General features: G+C 71.7%; 14 protein-coding genes. 3 read left to right on the forward strand and 11 right to left on the reverse strand.

The genetic code is table 11. The features are described from left to right. Positions 1 to 207 precede the first annotated feature (207 nt). On the reverse strand, positions 208 to 807 hold the full coding sequence (locus HS041_RS18570) for a TetR/AcrR family transcriptional regulator (RefSeq protein ID WP_196441915.1): 600 nt from the start codon (positions 805 to 807) through the stop codon (positions 208 to 210). 319 nt (positions 808 to 1,126) lie between these two features. Here HS041_RS18570 and HS041_RS18575 point away from each other — a divergent pair, with 319 nt between their 5' ends. Both HS041_RS18575 and HS041_RS18580 read left to right on the forward strand, forming a co-directional pair. Beyond that, positions 1,127 to 1,954, forward strand: coding sequence for an SDR family oxidoreductase (locus HS041_RS18575; protein ID WP_196441916.1), 828 nt, complete (start codon positions 1,127 to 1,129; stop codon positions 1,952 to 1,954). A gap of 4 nt (positions 1,955 to 1,958) precedes the next feature. Continuing rightward, the gene (locus HS041_RS18580) at positions 1,959 to 3,548 is read left to right on the forward strand and encodes an acyl-CoA synthetase (protein ID WP_196441917.1); all 1,590 of its coding nucleotides are present in this window, start codon (positions 1,959 to 1,961) and stop codon (positions 3,546 to 3,548) included. A gap of 158 nt (positions 3,549 to 3,706) precedes the next feature. Here HS041_RS18580 and HS041_RS18585 read toward each other — a convergent pair whose 3' ends face one another. Together HS041_RS18585 and HS041_RS18590 are read right to left on the reverse strand one after the other, a co-directional pair. Next, the gene (locus tag HS041_RS18585; protein ID WP_196441918.1) at positions 3,707 to 4,189 is read right to left on the reverse strand and encodes a hypothetical protein; all 483 of its coding nucleotides are present in this window, start codon (positions 4,187 to 4,189) and stop codon (positions 3,707 to 3,709) included. Continuing rightward, complete coding sequence (locus HS041_RS18590) at positions 4,186 to 6,489, reverse strand: WD40 repeat domain-containing protein (protein WP_196441919.1); 2,304 nt, start codon at positions 6,487 to 6,489, stop codon at positions 4,186 to 4,188. Before HS041_RS18590 ends, HS041_RS18585 begins: the two co-directional genes overlap by 4 nt. A 210-nt stretch (positions 6,490 to 6,699) precedes the next feature. Between HS041_RS18590 and HS041_RS18595 the strand changes: the two genes are divergently transcribed. After that, positions 6,700 to 7,581 carry an endonuclease/exonuclease/phosphatase family protein gene (locus HS041_RS18595; RefSeq protein WP_196441920.1) on the forward strand — a complete coding sequence of 294 codons (882 nt, stop codon included), beginning with the start codon at positions 6,700 to 6,702 and terminating at the stop codon, positions 7,579 to 7,581. Between the two features lie 136 nt (positions 7,582 to 7,717). Here the strand turns inward: HS041_RS18595 and HS041_RS18600 are convergent, their stop codons facing one another. From HS041_RS18600 to HS041_RS18635, 8 genes are all read right to left on the reverse strand, one after another. Continuing rightward, positions 7,718 to 8,761: an ABC transporter substrate-binding protein gene (locus HS041_RS18600; RefSeq protein WP_196441921.1), complete on the reverse strand. Its 1,044-nt coding sequence runs from the start codon at positions 8,759 to 8,761 to the stop codon at positions 7,718 to 7,720. Positions 8,762 to 8,836: 75 nt separating this feature from the next. Then, on the reverse strand, positions 8,837 to 9,904 hold the full coding sequence (locus HS041_RS18605; RefSeq protein WP_230879119.1) for a FecCD family ABC transporter permease: 1,068 nt from the start codon (positions 9,902 to 9,904) through the stop codon (positions 8,837 to 8,839). Beyond that, on the reverse strand, positions 9,901 to 10,947 hold the full coding sequence (locus HS041_RS18610) for a FecCD family ABC transporter permease (protein ID WP_307845356.1): 1,047 nt from the start codon (positions 10,945 to 10,947) through the stop codon (positions 9,901 to 9,903). The genes HS041_RS18605 and HS041_RS18610 overlap by 4 nt, the downstream gene beginning before the upstream one ends. Continuing rightward, positions 10,944 to 11,750, reverse strand: coding sequence for a hypothetical protein (locus HS041_RS18615; protein WP_196441922.1), 807 nt, complete (start codon positions 11,748 to 11,750; stop codon positions 10,944 to 10,946). Before HS041_RS18615 ends, HS041_RS18610 begins: the two co-directional genes overlap by 4 nt. Positions 11,751 to 12,115: 365 nt before the next feature. Beyond that, the gene (locus tag HS041_RS18620; RefSeq protein ID WP_196441923.1) at positions 12,116 to 12,904 is read right to left on the reverse strand and encodes a SagB/ThcOx family dehydrogenase; all 789 of its coding nucleotides are present in this window, start codon (positions 12,902 to 12,904) and stop codon (positions 12,116 to 12,118) included. A 24-nt stretch (positions 12,905 to 12,928) separates the two neighbouring features. Then, a complete protein-coding gene (locus HS041_RS18625) occupies positions 12,929 to 14,248 on the reverse strand; it encodes a YcaO-like family protein (RefSeq protein ID WP_196441924.1) in 1,320 nt (439 codons plus the stop codon). Then, on the reverse strand, positions 14,232 to 15,323 hold the full coding sequence (locus tag HS041_RS18630) for a TOMM precursor leader peptide-binding protein (protein ID WP_196441925.1): 1,092 nt from the start codon (positions 15,321 to 15,323) through the stop codon (positions 14,232 to 14,234). Before HS041_RS18630 ends, HS041_RS18625 begins: the two co-directional genes overlap by 17 nt. After that, positions 15,323 to 16,024: a hypothetical protein gene (locus tag HS041_RS18635; RefSeq protein ID WP_196441926.1), complete on the reverse strand. Its 702-nt coding sequence runs from the start codon at positions 16,022 to 16,024 to the stop codon at positions 15,323 to 15,325. Before HS041_RS18635 ends, HS041_RS18630 begins: the two co-directional genes overlap by 1 nt. Between the last annotated feature and the right edge of the window lie 236 nt (positions 16,025 to 16,260).

Below are 16,260 nucleotides of genomic sequence, written 5' to 3' on the forward strand. Positions count from 1 at the left end.
AGGGGCGTTTTCCGAGTCTGTGGGAGCGCTCCCGCGCCGGTTTGTGTGCTATCTGCCGAGTTTCGTCCGCTTTTATTTATGCTGTCCGATGACAGGAAGATCTGCCATGCCATGAACGGCGCCACACTGGATCGGGCGGAGACGCCCCTCTCCCCGCCCGCGGCGGCGGATGGAGGGCGCGGACACCTCGACGATCACAGGCGACGGTCATCCTCCGGGCGCGTCGGCGTGCCGCACGTCTCGGGCGAGGGCGTCGCACACCGCTGCCGCGGACTCCGGGTCGGCGTGCGCGGTCACCAGGGCCCCCATGATCGTGGCGCAGAGAACGCGAGCCCGGACGGGCGCCTGCTCGGCGGTGATCCGGTCGTGGCCGGTCATGCCTCTGAGGGTGTTCTCCAGGGCGCTGGTCACGCGTTGCCGGTAGGCGCTCACAAGCGCCTGCGCCGCCGCATCGTGAGCGCTCAGCTCCGCCATGGTGTTCACCAGGAGGCAGCCGCGCACCGCCAGACGCGGCTCCGCGCGGAAGGAGGCGGCCAGCGTCTGCAGATAACCGAGCAGCTCCGGCCGGCCGGCTCCGGGTGATTCCAGGGCCGCGAGGGCGGGTTCGACGTGCTCGGCGACATATCGCTCGACGGCTGCGTCGAACAATCGGCGCTTGCTGCCGAACGCCTGGTAGAGGCTCGACCGGTTCAGTCCCGTGGCGGCCTCCAGGTCTCCGATCGAGGTTCCCTCGTAGCCGCGGCTCCAGAAGGTGTCCAGCGCGGCGGCGACCGCCTGCTCGGGGTCGAAGGCCCTGGGTCTGGCCATGGCGGCACCTCCGTCTGACGGTTTCGCAACGACCATTTCAGTATAGAGTTATGAACTAATCGTTTCAGAACATGGATCGAGCTCCCGCCGCCGGTCCGGCGGGGAGGGGGGAGGTCGGGCGCCGGGTCCCGGCCGAGGGGGCCGCCGTCCACTCCGCGCAGGTCGGGACGTTCTGTATCCAACCTACCGCTTGCTTGTTTTAAGGGTTACTCTCGACGTGAGTCGAGACACGGGAGCACCGATGGTGAACGCCTCACTCCGCACGCCCCTGACTGTGGACGGCGCTGTCACCGCCGTCGGCCGCTGACCGGGAGAGCCCATGACAGGCACGACCCCGCTGACCGGTACGGCGGCGCTGATCACCGGTGGTGGCAGCGGCATCGGACGGGCGTGCGCGCGCCGCCTGGCCGCAGACGGCGCCGTCGTCACCATCTGCGGCCGGACCGAGTCGCGGCTGAAGGAGGCCGCCGAGGCGATCGGCGCGCGCTACGTCGTCGCCGACGTCACCGCCGAGGAGCAGATCGCGGCGGCGGTGCGGTTCGCCGCCGAGCCCGCACCGCTGCGCGCCGTCGTGCACAGCGCGGGCGGCTCCACCTCGATCGGCCCCCTGCCGCGCCTGGACACCGATGCCTGGCGGGCCACGCTGGAGCTGAACGCCACCGGCACGATGCTCACCCTCAAGCACGCCGCCCGCGTCATGGCCCGCAACGCCCCCCAGGGCGGCGCGTTCGTGGCGATCTCGTCGATCGCGGCCTCCAACACCCACCGCTGGTTCGGCGCGTACGGCGTGTCGAAGGCGGCCGTGGACCACCTGGTGAAGCTGGGCGCCGACGAGCTGGGTTCGGTGGGCGTGCGCGTCAACGGCATCCGGCCGGGCCTGGTGCGCACCGAACTGGTGGCGGGCGTCGCCGAGCCCGGTCCCGTCCTGGACGACTACCTGGCGTGCATGCCGCTGGGCAGGATCGGTGAGCCCGACGACATCGCCGAGGCCGCGAGGTTCCTGGCCGGCCCCGAGTCGTCGTGGATCACCGGCCAGATCGTCAACGTGGACGGCGGCCACCACCTGCGCCGCGGTCCCGACTTCCGCGCGATGTTCGAGCCCATGTTCGGCGCGGACGCGTTGCGCGGAGCGCCTCCCGAGGAGTGAACCCATGAAAGACCTGATCGCCCAGGAGACCGGGGCGGCGAAACCAGCGACAGGGCGCTCGTTCAACCTGGCCGACCTGTTCGAGGTGGTGGCCGACGCCTGCCCCGACCGGCCGGCGCTGGTCGCCTCCGGTGGACCGCCCGATCGGCGGCTGACCTACGCCGAGCTGGACGCGCGCGCCAACCGGGTCGCCCACCACCTGGCCGTCGCCGGGGTGAGGCCCGGTGACCACGTGGGCATCCTCGCCTGCAACCGGGCCGAGTGGGTCGAGACGATGATCGGCTGCTTCAAACTGCGCGCCGCCCCGGTCAACGTCAACTACCGCTACGTCACCGACGAGCTGGTGCACCTGCTCGGCAACGCCGAGTGCGTCGCGCTCGTCGCCGAACGCTCGTTGCTGCCCGGTGTCGACCGCGACCGGCTGCCGAAGCTGCGCCACGTCCTGACCGTCGACGGCGACTACGAGGACGCGCTGGCGGCGGCGTCACCGGAGCGTGACTTCGGGCCGCGCTCGTCGGACGACCCGTACCTGCTCTACACGGGCGGAACCACGGGCCTGCCCAAAGGGGTGTTGTGGCGGTGCGAGGACATCTTCGTCGCCGCCATGGGCGGCGGGAACTACGGCGGTCCGCCGGTGTCCGCGCCGGAGGAGCTGGCGGTGTGCGCCGGCCGCGAACCGCTGCGGGCCCAGGTGCACGCACCGCTCATGCACGGCGGCGGCCAGTGGATAACCTGGATCACCCTCACCACCGGCGGCACGGTGGTGCTGTGGACGGGGCGGCACTTCGACGCCCTCTGCTCCCTCGACCTCGCGGTACGCGAGCGGTCCCAGATCCTCATGCTGGTCGGTGACGGCATGGCGCGCCCGGTCGTCCAGGCGCTGGAAGGCGAGACGTACGCCGGGCTTGAGGTGTTCGCGTTCGGGTCGGGTGGCGCGCCGCTGTCCGACGACGTCAAGGAGCGGCTGCTGGCGGCGGTGCCGGGCGCATACGTATCCGACAACCTGGGCGGCTCGGAGACCGGTGCCATGGGGCCCTCGCTCGGCAACGGGCGGTTCCGGCTGGGCCCGGAGTTCGCGGTGCTCGGCAGCGGCCTCACCCCGGTCGGCCCCGGGCAGGAGGGCGTGGTGGCGAGGACCGGTCACATTCCCCTCGCGTACTGGGGCGATCCAGACAAGACGGCGGCGACCTTCGTGACCGGGCCGGACGGACGGCGCTGGGCGCTGCAGGGCGACCACGCCCGGGTCGAGGACGACGGGTCGGTCACACTGCTGGGGCGCGGCTCCCTGGTCATCAACACCGGGGGAGAGAAGGTGTTCGCCGAGGAGGTCGAGACCGCGCTGCGCGCCCACCCCGCCGTGGCCGACGCGATCGTCATCGGCGTCCCGGACGCGCGGCTCGGCCGGCGCGTCACCGCCGTGGTCGTGCCCGCCGGGCCGGTGGCCGAGGAGGCGCTGGTCGCGCACTGCAGGACCCGGCTGGCGGGCTACAAGACGCCGCGTGCCTTCCACTTCGTGGAGCACATCGAGCGCACGCCCGTCGGCAAACCCGACTACGCCTGGGCCCGTTCCGTGGCCACCGGAGGGGAGGGGTAGCGCTCGCGCGGGGCCACTCCGTCCACCGCCGCGACGCGGCCCGCGTCATGAGGACGCTGAGCGCCGAGTTCGCCGGGCAGGGCCATCCGGTCGGCCGGGCGATCACGGAGATGGCGGACGGCGGCCCGGCCCGGCCGTGGTACGGCTCGCGGCCCCGCTCAGGCGCCGCCGCTCTCGTAGTGCCGCCGCCGGGTGGTCTCCGAGGTCACCGGGACCTGGAGCGTCCGGGACAGCCGCTCCTCAGCCTTCCGGTTGAGCGGTCCGGAGACCTCGATCGACGCGTCGCCGAAATCGAACCGGACGCGGGTCTCGGGGGAGTCGCCGACATAGTGGTGCAGGTGCACGCCGTGCAACTGGACGACCGCTCGCGTGCGGGTCCCGCTCATGGAGCGGAACCGGATGAGCCGGCCGTCCAGCTCGACCTCGGTGATCGCGCCGGCCGCCCCGACGGCGTACACGAGGGTCACGGCGGCGGTCACCAGGGCGAAGACGACCACGGCGACGGAGGTCTGGGACAGCGACATCGCCGCGGCGACCGTGGTCACCGAGCCCACGACGAGCGCGCCGGCCGCCATCTTCAGCAGCCCCACGCCCTCGCCCCGGGCCTCCCAGAGGACGGCCTCCGTCGGTTCCTCGCTCATCCGTCCTCTCCCCGCCCGTCGTAACCGTCGTACTCGTCACCGGTCTCCCGGACGGAGCCGCCGGGCTCGCCGGCCCGGCCGGCGGCCTGCGGCCGCCCGCATCGGGGGGCGAGCACCGCGACCTCCCGGCCGAAACCGACGAGCAGCGCACCGCCCGGGGCCGAGACGAGCGGCCCCACCGGCAGCGGGAAGGCCAGCTCGGCCCCGATCGGGAGACCGGTCGGCAGTTCCCGGATCTGTACCGTCTCGTCCCGGCCGGTCACGACGGCGGGTCGTCCGCCCACGGCGGTGGTGGTCATGGTCCGTACCGGGTCTCCGGGGAGGGGGTCGCCGAGCTGCTCTCCGCCGGTGAGATCCCAGAGGCGGACCGTCGCGTCACGGCTCGCGCTGACGGCCACGGGCCGCCCGTCCACCTCCGTCGCGGCCACCGCCGTCACCCAGTCGCCGTGCCCGGTCAGCGGGTCGCCGAGCTGCTCTCCGCCGGTGAGATCCCAGACGCGGACCGTCCTGTCCCAGCCCGCGGTGACGGCCACGGGCCGCCCGTCCACGACCGCGGTGGCGACCGCCAGCACCCGGCCGGTGTGACCGGCGAGGGGAGCGCCCACCTGGCGGCCGTCCAGGAGGTCCCAGATCCGCACCGTGCGGTCCGAGCCGCCGGTGACGGCGACCGGCCGCCCGTCCACGACCGCGGTGGCGACCGCCAGCACCCGGCCGGTGTGACCGGCGAGGGGAGCGCCCATCTGGCGGCCGTCCAGGAGGTCCCACGTGCTCACGGCGCAGTCGGCGTCGACGGTGACGGCGACGGGCCGCCCGTCCAGCACGGCCGTGGCCAGCACCGGGACTTCGTCCTGGAAACCGGTGAGAGGCGAACCAACCGGACGGCCCGTGGCGAGATCCCAGATCCGCACCGTGCGGTCCTCGCCGCCGGTGACGGCGACCGGCCGTCCGTCCACGACCGCGGTGGCGGCCGCCAGCACCCGGCCGGTGTGACCGGCGGGGCCGGATTCGGCGGGGCCGGTGCCGGAGAGGTCCCAGATCCGCACCGTGTGGTCCGCACCGGCGGTGACGGCGACCGGTCTGCGGTCCACGGTCGAGGTCGCCACGGACCACACCCGGTCGGTGTGGCCGGTCAGGGGCGGGCCCAGCTGCCGGCGGGCCTCCAGGTCCCAGATCCGCACCGTGTGGTCCGCGCCGGCGGTGACGGCGACCGGTCTGCGGTCCACGGTCGTGGCCGCCACGGACCACACCCGGTCGGTGTGGCCGGTCAGGGGCGGGCCCAGCTGCCGGCGGGCCTCCAGGTCCCAGATCCGCACCGTATGGTCCGCGCCGGCGGTGACGGCGAGCGGATGCCCGTCGACCACCAGGGAGGCGACCGCCAGCACCGGTCCTTCATGGCCGGTGAGCCGGTGCCGCGGCTGCGGCCTGACCCGCGCGAGCGGGGTCCGGCCCGCTCCGGAGGCGAACAGGCCGGCAGGGTCCAGCGACCAGATCCGGACCGCTCCGTCCCTGCCTGCGGTGAGGACGACCAGAGCGCCGTCCACCACCGCGGTGGTCACCGCCTGCAGGGAAGCGGTCTCGGCACGATGCTCCGGGCCGGCTTCACCGGTCTTCCGGCCGGTGGACAGGTCCCAGACGCGCAGGGTCTCGTCCCCGCCGGTGGACACGGCGACCGGACGCCCCTCCAGCACGCCCGTGGCCACCGCGATCACTCCGTCGCGGTGCCCGGAGAGCGGCTTGCGGAAGTGCTCTCCCGTGGTCAGGTCCACCACCGGCATGCGCCCGTCGTCGCTTCCGGTGACGGCGACGGGCCGCCCGCGCACGACCGCGGCGGAGACGGTGACCGCCTCGGCGCTCACCGCGGTGATCGGATCGACATCGCCGGGCAGGGGCGCGTGGATCTGGCCGGCGCCGGCCAGATCCCATACCCGGACCGTCTTGTCCGAGCCGCCGGTGACGGCGACCGGCCGTCCGTCCACGACCGCGGCGGCGATCACCAGCACCCGGCCGGCATGGCCGGTCAGCACATGCACCAGCCGGTGGTCGAGCAGCGAACCGCTCGCCCAGGCGACCGTCCACCCGGAGGAGGGGCGGCCGGGGAGCTCCACGGCCGCGAACCCGGCGGCCAGGTCCCGATCGCCGAAGCGAGCCGCGTCCGTCGCCAGCACCTGCCGGCGCCGGGCCGCGTCCATGTCGCGATGCGTCTGCGCCGAGGCCCGGTACACCGCGGCCATGAACCTCGCCCGCGAATCCGGCATCCCGTCCAGCGTCGCCAGGACGTGTTCCGGGTCCCCGGATACCACGAACGCAAGGTCTGGTGATGACATGTCTGTTCTCAGGGACGATTTCCCGACGATCTCCGGCATGCCGGAAGAGTAGCCTTCCTGTCTGACAGTCGATCCGCACCTCGTCCCGCAGTCCGGGGGCCGGTCCGCGGACACGGAGCCGGAAGGGCCGCCACGCGCCGGTGAGGACCGGCGAGCCCGGCGACCGGCCCGATCGGAGGAGGCGACATGACACGAGGGCACCCGGCCCGCCCGGCGGGCGACGGTCCCGGCCCGGAGACGGTGCGCGTGATGTCGTTGAACGTCTGCTGCGGGCTGCGTTCCCCGCTGCCGCCGCCGACGGACCGGGCGGCCGAGTTCTGCCGACGCATCGAGCGGTCGGACACCGGCGTGGTCAACTTCCAGGAAGTCTGGACACCCGGTCTGCTCCGGTTCCTCCGGAGGAGGCTCCCCTCGTTCCCGTTCGCCGCCTGGCGGGCGGGTACGGCCGGTCAGCCGGCCGGGGGCCTGGTCACCTTCTCCCGGCTGCCGCTGCGGTCGGTGGCGTACACGCCGTTCCGCGGCGCGCGCCCTGAGACCGGTTCACCGGCCTTCCTCGGGCTTCTCACGCTCAAGAGCCTCGTGCAGGGCGTGCTGACCGTCGAACTGGCCGGCCGGCGCACTGTGATCGGCAACGCGCACCTGACCGCGAACAAGGACGGCGACTGGTCCGAGGGCAACCGCCACTACGCGTTCCAGCGGGCGCAGCTGGGGCTGCTCCACCGCGCCCTCGGACGGGCGCACCGCGGCGGCGCGGACCTGACGATCGTCAGCGGTGACTTCAACATCGCGGCCGAGGGGCCGCTTTACTCCTCGGTGGTGGACGGCGGTGCCTGGCATGATCCTTTCCGGTCCGCCGCCCGGCCCACCTTCCACGCCGACCTGCTGCCGCCCGGGCAGTCCGCCCGCCGGGTCGACTATCTGCTCGTCCGCGGCGACCTCGGACGGCATCCGGTGACGGAGGCCGCGACGCTCTTCGCCGAACCGGTGCCGCTGCCCGGAGGGGGCCGGTCGTTCCTGTCCGACCATCTGGCGTTGTCCGCCAGGGTCGTGATCCCGTCTGCGACGTGAGGTCCGCGCCGGAGCGGCTCGAACCCACGCAACGGTGACTGCGTGCAACGGTCACCGCACGCAACGGTGAAACAGAAGGGATGCGGCGCCGGTCCCCGAAAGGACGCGGCGCCGCCTGCTCAGGAAGGACCCGCCGTCACAGCAGCGCCTTCTCGACGTCGTCGAGGACCCGCTGGGCCGAGAGCAGCCCGGCGAAGTACCACGGGCGGTTGGCGACCTGGTGCACCTGCCCGGCCTGGACGGCGGGCAGCCGCGCCCACAGCGGGGACTTCGTGACCTTCTCCAGCGCCTTGTGGTCAGGCTGGCCCTTGTCGTCCTGACGCACCTGCCAGAACAGGATGTCGGCGTTGATGTCGGTCAGCCGTTCGAAGGACACCTGGGCGTTCTCCTCCGTCGCGGCGGTCACCATGGGGTGCAGGGGCAGGCCCAGCTCGGTGAGGACCGCCGAGGAGAAGGCGCCGCGGTAGTCGACCTGGACGTTCGCGGCGTCGCTGCTGACCTGGGGGCTGGCCACGGTCCTGCCCTTGACGACGGGGGCGAGTTCGGCCGCCAGCGCGGTCGCCCGCCGCTCGTAGGCGCCGAGAAGCTCCCGGGCCTTCTGGTCCTGGCCGAGAACGGCGGCGACGTAGCGGAAGTCGTCCTTCCACCGCTCGCCGAGCGCGGAACCGCGCGGCACGGTCGGTGCGATCTTCTGGAGCTGGTCCGCGGTCTCCTTGTTCACGGTGAAGATCAGATCAGGCTTGAGCGCGGCGATGTCCTCGATCGGCAGACCGCTGCCCCAGGCCAGCGGGGTCGTGTTCGCCAGCGCCGAGGCCACGTGCGGGGCGAATCCGTCGGTCGCACCGCCACCCTGCGTGCCCGCGCCGACCAGCGGGATGCCCAGGGCCACCATCGCGTCGACGTCGGTGTCCCCGAGGACCGAGACGATGCGCTGCGGCTTCGCCGGGACGACGACGGTGCCCCAGCTCGACTGCACGGTTCGCGTGCCGTCCGGGTTGGCGGTGACCGCCCCCACGCCGTCGGGAAGGGCGGAGACGTCGGCCTGGTTCGCCTGGCCGGACCGGGAGGGTTGCGCGGCGGCCGGAGCCGTACTGGACGAGGGCGTCGCAGCGGTGCCGCCGCATCCCACGAGCAGGGCTGCGGACAGCAGGGCGGTGGTCGCGGCTAGGGACGGGCGCACGATGGTGTTCCTGTTCTTTCGAGAGTGCACCGGGCGCGGATGCGCTCCGGCTTTCGGAGGTCTGCCGGCAGCGGGCTAGCCGGTCCGGTTGGCCCGGACGAGCAGCCACATGAGGCAAGGGCCGCCCAGAGCGGCGGTCACGATTCCGACGGGCAGCTCCGTGGGGGCGAGCACCACCCGTGCGGCGATGTCGGCGATGACCACGAGCGCCGCACCGGCGAGTGCGGAGTTGACCATGGGGACCGTCGACGAGCGCGTCACCATGATCGCGATGCGCGGTGCCGCCAGGGCCACGAAGGCGACCGGTCCGGCCCCCGCCGTGGCGACCGCGGCGAGGACCACGGCCACCACGATCAACGCCGCCCGGGAGCGCTCCACCGACAGCCCGAGCGCCCTTGCGGTGTCGTCACCGAACCGGATGACCGTCAGGTTCCGGGTCAGCGCCAGTGCCGCGGGCACCAGCACGAGAAGGGCGACCCCGACCGGGACGGCGTGCTCGAAGCCGCGTCCGCTGAGACTGCCGGTCAGCCACACGGAGGCGCGCAGGGCGTCGTTGATCTCGGCCCGGAGCAGGAGGTATTCGATGAAGCTGGTCAGCAGCGCCGCCGCGCCGATGCCGACCAGGATCAGCCGCAACCCGGCCAGCCCTCGCCGCCAGGCCAGTGCGTACACCACCGCGGCGGTCGCGAGGGCCCCCGCCAGGGCGGCCGCGGTGATCCCGGCCATGGAGGCGGTCTCACCGCCGAGCACGATGACGGCCACGGCCGCGGCCGAGGCGCCCGCCGTCACCCCGAGTACGTCGGGGCTGGCCAGCGGGTTTCTGGCGATCGACTGTGTGATCGCGCCGGACACTCCGAAAGCCGCCCCGACGAGGGCGCCGGTCAGCACTCGGGGCAGCCGCACCTCCTGGACGATGTACACGACGGCGGAGTCGCCCCGTCCCAACAGCGCGGCGGGAACGTCGCCGAGCGGCGCGGGGAAGTTGCCGATGCCGAACGCGACCAGGCCGCTCGCCAGGAACACCGCCGCGAACGCGATCGCGGTCAGAGCCGAGCGCGGCCGGACCGCCACCGACAGGCCGTGGCGCGTCCGGAGGGTCCACGCGCCGGGAAGGCGGACCGTCTGCCGCTGGAGGCTCATCATCCGAGGACCTTCCTGCGGCGGACGAACACGATGAACACCGGGGCACCGATCGCCGCGGTGACGATGCCGACCTGGAGTTCGCCCGGCGAGGCGACGACCCGCCCGGCGATGTCGGCGGTGAGGAGCAGGATCGCCCCGAGCAGGGCGCTGAACGTCACGACCACGCGGTGGTCGAGCCCGACCAGTGTCCGGGCGGCGTGCGGCACGACCAGGCCGACGAATCCGATGGGACCCGCCGCGGACACGGCGGCTCCGGTGAGCACGGTGACCGCCGCCGCGCACAGCGCCCGGCCCGCCCAGAGCCGCTGCCCGAGGGAACGGGCGACGTCGTCACCGAGCGCGAGGGAGTCCAGCGTACGGCCGCAGGCGATCGCGAGGACCAGTCCGGCCAGCAGGAACGGTGTCACCTGTCCGACCAGGGTGCTGTCACGACCGGCCAGGGCGCCCACCACCCAGTACCGGTACTCGTCGAGGACCTGCGTGTCGGTGAGCGTCAGCGCGGAGGTCACGGCTCCCAGGAAGACGCTCGCCGAGACTCCGGCCAGAGCCAGCCTGACCGGGGTCGCACCGCCGCGGCCCGTGGAACCCAGCAGGTAGACCGCCGTCGCCGACGCCGCGGCGCCGGCGAAGGCGAACCATACGTAACCGGACGGGGAGTCGATGCCGAATCCCACGATGGCCACCACGACGGCGAACGAAGCCCCGGCGTTGACGCCGAGGACGCCCGGGTCGGCCAGAGGATTGCGGGTCAGCCCCTGCATGATGGCGCCCGCCGCTCCCAGGGCCGCCCCGGCCAGAAGGCCGAGGATCGTACGCGGCAGACGGAACTCCCGCACCACTTCTTCGTTCTCCGTACCCGACGGGCTGAACAGGGCCCCCAGCACCTCGCCCGGCGGCACCGCTCGCGCGCCGACCGCCAGACTCGCGATCACCACGATCACCAGCGTCACGCCCGCGCCCGCGATCCACGCGCGACGTACGGCGGGCGACCGGCGCTCGGCTCGAGAGGACGGGCCGTGCTGCCTCTGCGCGAGTGCCGTCACGACACCACCTGCCACTCGGCGGCGATGCGTGCCCGTGCCTCGTCCGTCTGGCGGGGACAGGTGAAGCAGACGTCGGCGACGTGGCTGAGCTTGTAGAAGTAGCAGCAGCTCTGCCGGATACGGCTGACGTGCCGCCGGCCGCGGACGTCCTCCACGGTGCGCACGGTGGACGAGCGCGTGAACGGGGGCTTCCCGCCGGGAAGCAGCAGCCGGCTGTCCCTCATGGCGGCTCCCAGATCACCCCGGCAGCGGGCGACGTCCAAGGGGGCGCTGTCGAGAGCGTCGGCGAAGGCTCCCGTGAGGGCTCGACGCCCCAACCTGGTCAGCGGCCCGAAGACGCCGACGAAGCGCTCGGCGTGAACGGCCACCTGCTCGCGAACCCTCGCAGCCAATGCCGCCTCGTCGGCCACCACCCGGGCCTGCGGGTGGTCGGCGAAGGGGTCGTCCGGCAGGCAGGTGAAGCCGGGCGACAGGAAGGCGATCCGCACCGGCCACGGATCCTGGCCGTCGTGCCGGAAGGCCACGTCGGTCACACCGATGTCAGGTGTCCGTCGAACCAGGTGGAACAGCGCCCCGGCGGCCCAGGCGACGACCTCGGCGTAGGCGGCGGCCAGGCAGGCGCTCACCGTGGTCTCCGGGGCCTGCCCGTTCCGCTCGCCGAGAACGGCGGCCATGCGGGTCCGCCATCCCAGGAAGAACCCGGGATCACCGGTCGCGTCGGCGCACCGCGTCCAGCCGGCCCCGTCCACCGGTCCGGCCCCGTCCACCGAGGTGGACATGACGAAATCGGCCCACTCGACCATCGCGGTCAGCCGTTCCAGGGGCTCCCTGAGCGGATGCTCCGCAAACGCCCGGGGAGGGTAAAAGCACGCCGCTTCCACGACCCATCCGTTCTTAGGTTTGCCTAACCTTAGCATCGGCATACCTGATCTTCGAATGCGGCCGGATCGAGCCCCTCGCCGTACAGGCCGGGACCGGTTCCCCGGCGTACGCGGTGGGGGTGTTCGGCGCGGTCAGCGTGCTGCTCGGCGGGACATTCGCGCTGCGGACGGGGCCCCGGGCCGTTCCGGCCTGACCTCCGGTCCACCGGACCGGATCGGCGGACGGCCCCGCCTGCGCGTCCCCGCCACGCCGCCGGGCTCGCGCCGTGCAGCCTCCGGAAGCCGTGTCATGCGGCTTCGCCGATGAGAACGGCGTAGAGGGCGATTTCCTGGCAGCCGTCCACTGCGAGCATGGCGTTGAGGGCGTCGTCGTTGAATCCGCCCACCGGGACGGCGCCCAAGCCCTCGGCCTTCGCGGCGAGCAGGAGGTTCTGGGCGATGTGGCCCGCCTCCAGAAGGGCGAAGCGGTAGCCGCGCTCGCCGTACTTGAACTTCACCCGGTCCATGAACGCGACGAGGACGATGCACGCCGCGGCCCCCGCGACGGCCTCGGTGAGGCCGGTGGCCGCCGCCAGTTCCGCGGTCGGATCGCCCTCACCCAGGCGCTGGAGGCTGTGCTGGGATAGGTGGTAGAAGTACGGGCCCGGTGCGACGTCGTCCACGCGCAGCGCGACACAGTAGATGTCGACGGGGAACAGGGCTCCACCGGAGGGCGCGGTCCGCAGCCGCCAGGTGACGCCCTCGTCCGTCGTCAGGGTCCCGGTGATGCCGTCACCGAAATAGAGGACCCTGGCGAGGGTCCCCAGGCCGATCCGGCCGCCGGAGAATTCACGGCAGGAGCGCCGGCCCAGCATGACGGATTCGATGCTCTCCTGGTTGGGGGTGAAGTCCCGGGGCAGCGGGATCGTCGGATACCCAGGGTAATGAGTGAAAGGCGCCGTGACGACGCTGCCGATCTCGGGCGACTCGTTGACGGCGTTTATGACCGCGTAGGCCATGTAGTCGGACGGATGCAGTTTGGAGTTCTCGTGGTAGACCTCCGACGGAGAGAGGTCGAAGCCATCGGGAATCGACATGACGGTGACCTCCGCCGGTAGCGGTCAGGGATACGGGTGAGGGAACGGGTTGATCGCGTGCAGAGGCGTCGGCGAATGCCTGAGTCCCAGCCGGACCGGGACGTCCCGCCACCGGTCGCCACCGAGGAAGGGCAGTCTGTGGTCGCCTTCCATGGGCACGCATTCGGGTATGAGCACCTTGACGACGAAAAGGCCGCAGGCTTCGAGGTCCGCACTGGTGAGGTCCACCGCCAGCGGTTCCAGAGCCGCTTGTTCGACGGCTTCGCAGCAGCGGTCCACGGCCGCCCCGGGGTTCGGCGCGGCGAGTGACGGAATGGCCGAGAGGCGGACTCGCCCTCCGTCCCGGTCCAGAAACCCGAATGCCTCATCCAGGCCGCCGAACGCATAGAGATGCATGCGGTCCTCGAAGGTCCTGACGTCGTCGAAAGACGGGAAGGATCGGCGCTCGCGGTTGCGGGCGTGGGCCATCCACTGCAGCCCCTGAGTCAGTTCGAGCAGGGTTTTGAGGACGGCGCGCGCGGGATCGGGGTGGCATGCTCCACCGACGACGGTCCGAGCCGGCGAATGGCGCTTGTCGCGGAGAAGGCCGAAACACGCGGGAACGGAGAGGTCCAGGGTGGTGTACCAGAGCCGGTAGTCCAGCCACGGCCTGTCGAAACGGGAGCCGAAGGTCTCCAGCAGGCCGCTTGCCTCGTCGATGACGATCCGCGGGCGGGAGAGGCGATTCCGCCACACGATCATGAACGCGTCACGTTCGATCACCTCGCAGAGACCGCCCATGATCGCCTCGGCGCGGATGGGCGCACAGGCGGTACCGGTGGAGACGGCCTCGGCGACGATTTGTTCGCCCCGGTCGGCGAACTGCCGGGGGTACGGCATGTGCACCAGGCTGGCGGGCACGAGGGTGCGACCACCGCTGGTGAGGTTGTCGGCCGCGGTCCAGGCGATCGAGGTGTCGTCGGCGAACCCGGTGTAGCGGCTGGTCTCGTACTGTTCGCCGGTGAACAGCGCCCAGCGCTCCGGGGGGACCGCGGCTGTCCCGGCGCCGTGCAACTCGGAGTAGGACGCCAGCGTGAGGTCTTCGGGGTGGACGAACGCGCAGGCGTAGCGTTCCGCGCTCTCTCCGACGGCCGCGCGGCGGGCCGCTTCGCGAGTGAGCCCGGCGCCGCTGCCGTTGGCGGTCGCCTGCTCGGGCAGACCGTAGCCCACCAGGTTCCCGCTCTGCGCCACGGTCACGAAGACGTCGGGATCGGAGCGCTCGATCTCCAGATCGGCGGACCAGGTGACGATGCCGGTCAGGGGGTCGGCTATGGAGAGGGGCGGTGGCTCAACCCGCGCGTTCATCCGTCGTCCGCGTCCTTTCTTCCCACAGCGTGCGCGAAGGGCGGCTCCGGTGGACGCCGCAGGAGGGGCAGCGCGGCAACTTGAGGACAGGATGCGCGTTGACGACGCCGGACATGTAGTCGAACGCGAGCATCCGAGCCCTGGTGACGGGTTCTCCGATTCCCGTGACGAACTTGACGACCTCGAAGGCGACCCAGTCGGTCGACAGCGGGATCATCGGCCGCGCCCGGTCCGCGCCGGCTGCGGAGGCCATGGGCCCCATCCCGTCCAGAGCGGCCCGGCGCCGGACGGTGAAACAGCGATAACACGCCGTCTCCCGCGGAATCACCAGCGGCCCGACTTCCACCGCGACGCCCCTGCGACGGTAGAACAGGTACGGCGTGCCGCGCTGGAGGCAGAGCGAGTTGACCGTCTCGGCGGCGCTCTCCTCGAACTCGTCCGGGCAGTAGACGACCAGTTCGGGAGAGAACCCGAACAGCTCGTCCGTCAGCTCACGCCCGTCGTCGATCAGCTCGAGATCCACGAACGGATTCAGCCGGCGGAGCTCGGCGACGATCTCGGCCCGCCGGGGCGCGGGATCGGCGCCGCCGGCGGGAGCGCCGACGATCGTGCCGATGCCGGTCAGGGCGAGCAGGCGCATCAGATCCGCGCCGACCGCGCCGAGACCGACGATGACCACGGTCGTGTCCTTCAGGAGTGCCTGGAGATCGGCGCCGGTCGCCTGCCACGCCGATCCCGACGCTCGCAGCGGCTCGGCCCGCAGCCCTGCGAACAGTTCCATCTGGCTCGCGTAGCGGGTGAGCTCCTCCCCGGAGAGCCGGCGGGACTCCGAGGTGCCGCACTCTCGTAGCAGGCCCGCGCGGTCGATGCCGTCGAGAGCCCTGAATATCCGATCGACGTCGAATCCCGAGACCAGGAGCGCCCCGTACACGCCGGAAACCGAGTACGAGCCGTCGAGAAGCGAGACGAGCTCCTTCAGCAGCCCGTCGTCGGCGTCGCCCAGCACTTTGCGGATGTCCGCCGGATCGGCGCCGGCCACCAGGACCGGCCGGTGGTAGGCGTCCAGATGCGTCATCAGGGGTGCGCGGGTGCGACGGTGACGGGCGGGTCGCTGTGATAGGCCACGGAAGTGGTGGTGCAGCCGTTGCAGCACGTGCTGCTCGTCGCGACGAGCCACCTGGGGCTGTTTGAATACCGCAGCCGCTGGATGGTCGAGAACTTCACCATCTGCGGTGTCTGCGACATGAGCGAGGCGATGCCCTCGGACGGGTAGATCGGCCTGGCGTAACTGTCGTTGATGATCTGATCGAAGGCGACGGTGAGCATCTGCTCGATCTGCCTGGAGTCGGGCGGTGCATTCCTGAACCGCGTTTCACCCAAATCGACCTTGAATCTGCCGAACCGGCTGGCGATCTCGTCGGCCGACTGCTCGGACAGCTCGTCGTTGGTGATCGCGCTGGAGATGATTTTGCCGTCTCTCAGCTCGTGCAGCGTCCACTGGGAAACGTAGAAGGGGTTGTGCTCGACCCGCACCTCGGTGGCCACGACGCCGTTGCTGTTGTGCACCGCGATGCCCACCGCGATGTGGAAGGGGTCGTCGCGCCTGACCGGGCGGAAACTCGGCAGGATTCCGAGCAGGTTCGGTGCGATGACGTCGTCGTCGTTCTCCATGGCCGGCGCGTAGAGAAAAACCTTCGCACGGGAGAAGACGAACTCGAACCCGTCATCGCTGAAATGGCTGAGGAGATAGCGGAAATCCGGGCTGCGTTCCCGCATCTGCTGAAGATACGTCATCGCGTGGGACGGATCTAATTGAATCATGGAGCCTGACGGGGCCTCGGCCATGATGCATCCCCTGCACATTAAGTGTTCGATTGTGTCCCGTGCGCTACAAATGGAAGATGACGCCATAGTAGACCCGGGGTATCGGGTGTCAATACCGAGGCGTTCTTTCCCGGCGTCACGGGCACCGTGCTGATCGGCGCGGCGCGCGATGCCCGCGCCGGCCGTAC

Source organism: Planomonospora sp. ID67723 (assembly GCF_015711605.1).
In the GTDB taxonomy this organism is placed as follows: Bacteria; Actinomycetota; Actinomycetes; order Streptosporangiales; family Streptosporangiaceae; genus Planomonospora_A.

Excerpts from the sequence above, each read along its gene's own strand:
- HS041_RS18570 (WP_196441915.1), bottom strand. The coding sequence starts at position 807 with ATGGCCAGACCCAGGGCCTTCGACCCCGAGCAGGCGGTCGCCGCCGCG.
- HS041_RS18575 (WP_196441916.1), top strand. The coding sequence starts at position 1,127 with ATGACAGGCACGACCCCGCTGACCGGTACGGCGGCGCTGATCACCGGT.
- HS041_RS18580 (WP_196441917.1), top strand. The coding sequence starts at position 1,959 with ATGAAAGACCTGATCGCCCAGGAGACCGGGGCGGCGAAACCAGCGACA.
- HS041_RS18585 (WP_196441918.1), bottom strand. The coding sequence starts at position 4,189 with ATGAGCGAGGAACCGACGGAGGCCGTCCTCTGGGAGGCCCGGGGCGAG.
- HS041_RS18595 (WP_196441920.1), top strand. The coding sequence starts at position 6,700 with ATGACACGAGGGCACCCGGCCCGCCCGGCGGGCGACGGTCCCGGCCCG.
- HS041_RS18605 (WP_230879119.1), bottom strand. The coding sequence starts at position 9,904 with ATGATGAGCCTCCAGCGGCAGACGGTCCGCCTTCCCGGCGCGTGGACC.
- HS041_RS18615 (WP_196441922.1), bottom strand. The coding sequence starts at position 11,750 with ATGGTCGAGTGGGCCGATTTCGTCATGTCCACCTCGGTGGACGGGGCC.
- HS041_RS18620 (WP_196441923.1), bottom strand. The coding sequence starts at position 12,904 with ATGTCGATTCCCGATGGCTTCGACCTCTCTCCGTCGGAGGTCTACCAC.
- HS041_RS18625 (WP_196441924.1), bottom strand. The coding sequence starts at position 14,248 with ATGAACGCGCGGGTTGAGCCACCGCCCCTCTCCATAGCCGACCCCCTG.
- HS041_RS18630 (WP_196441925.1), bottom strand. The coding sequence starts at position 15,323 with ATGACGCATCTGGACGCCTACCACCGGCCGGTCCTGGTGGCCGGCGCC.
- HS041_RS18635 (WP_196441926.1), bottom strand. The coding sequence starts at position 16,024 with ATGCGGGAACGCAGCCCGGATTTCCGCTATCTCCTCAGCCATTTCAGC.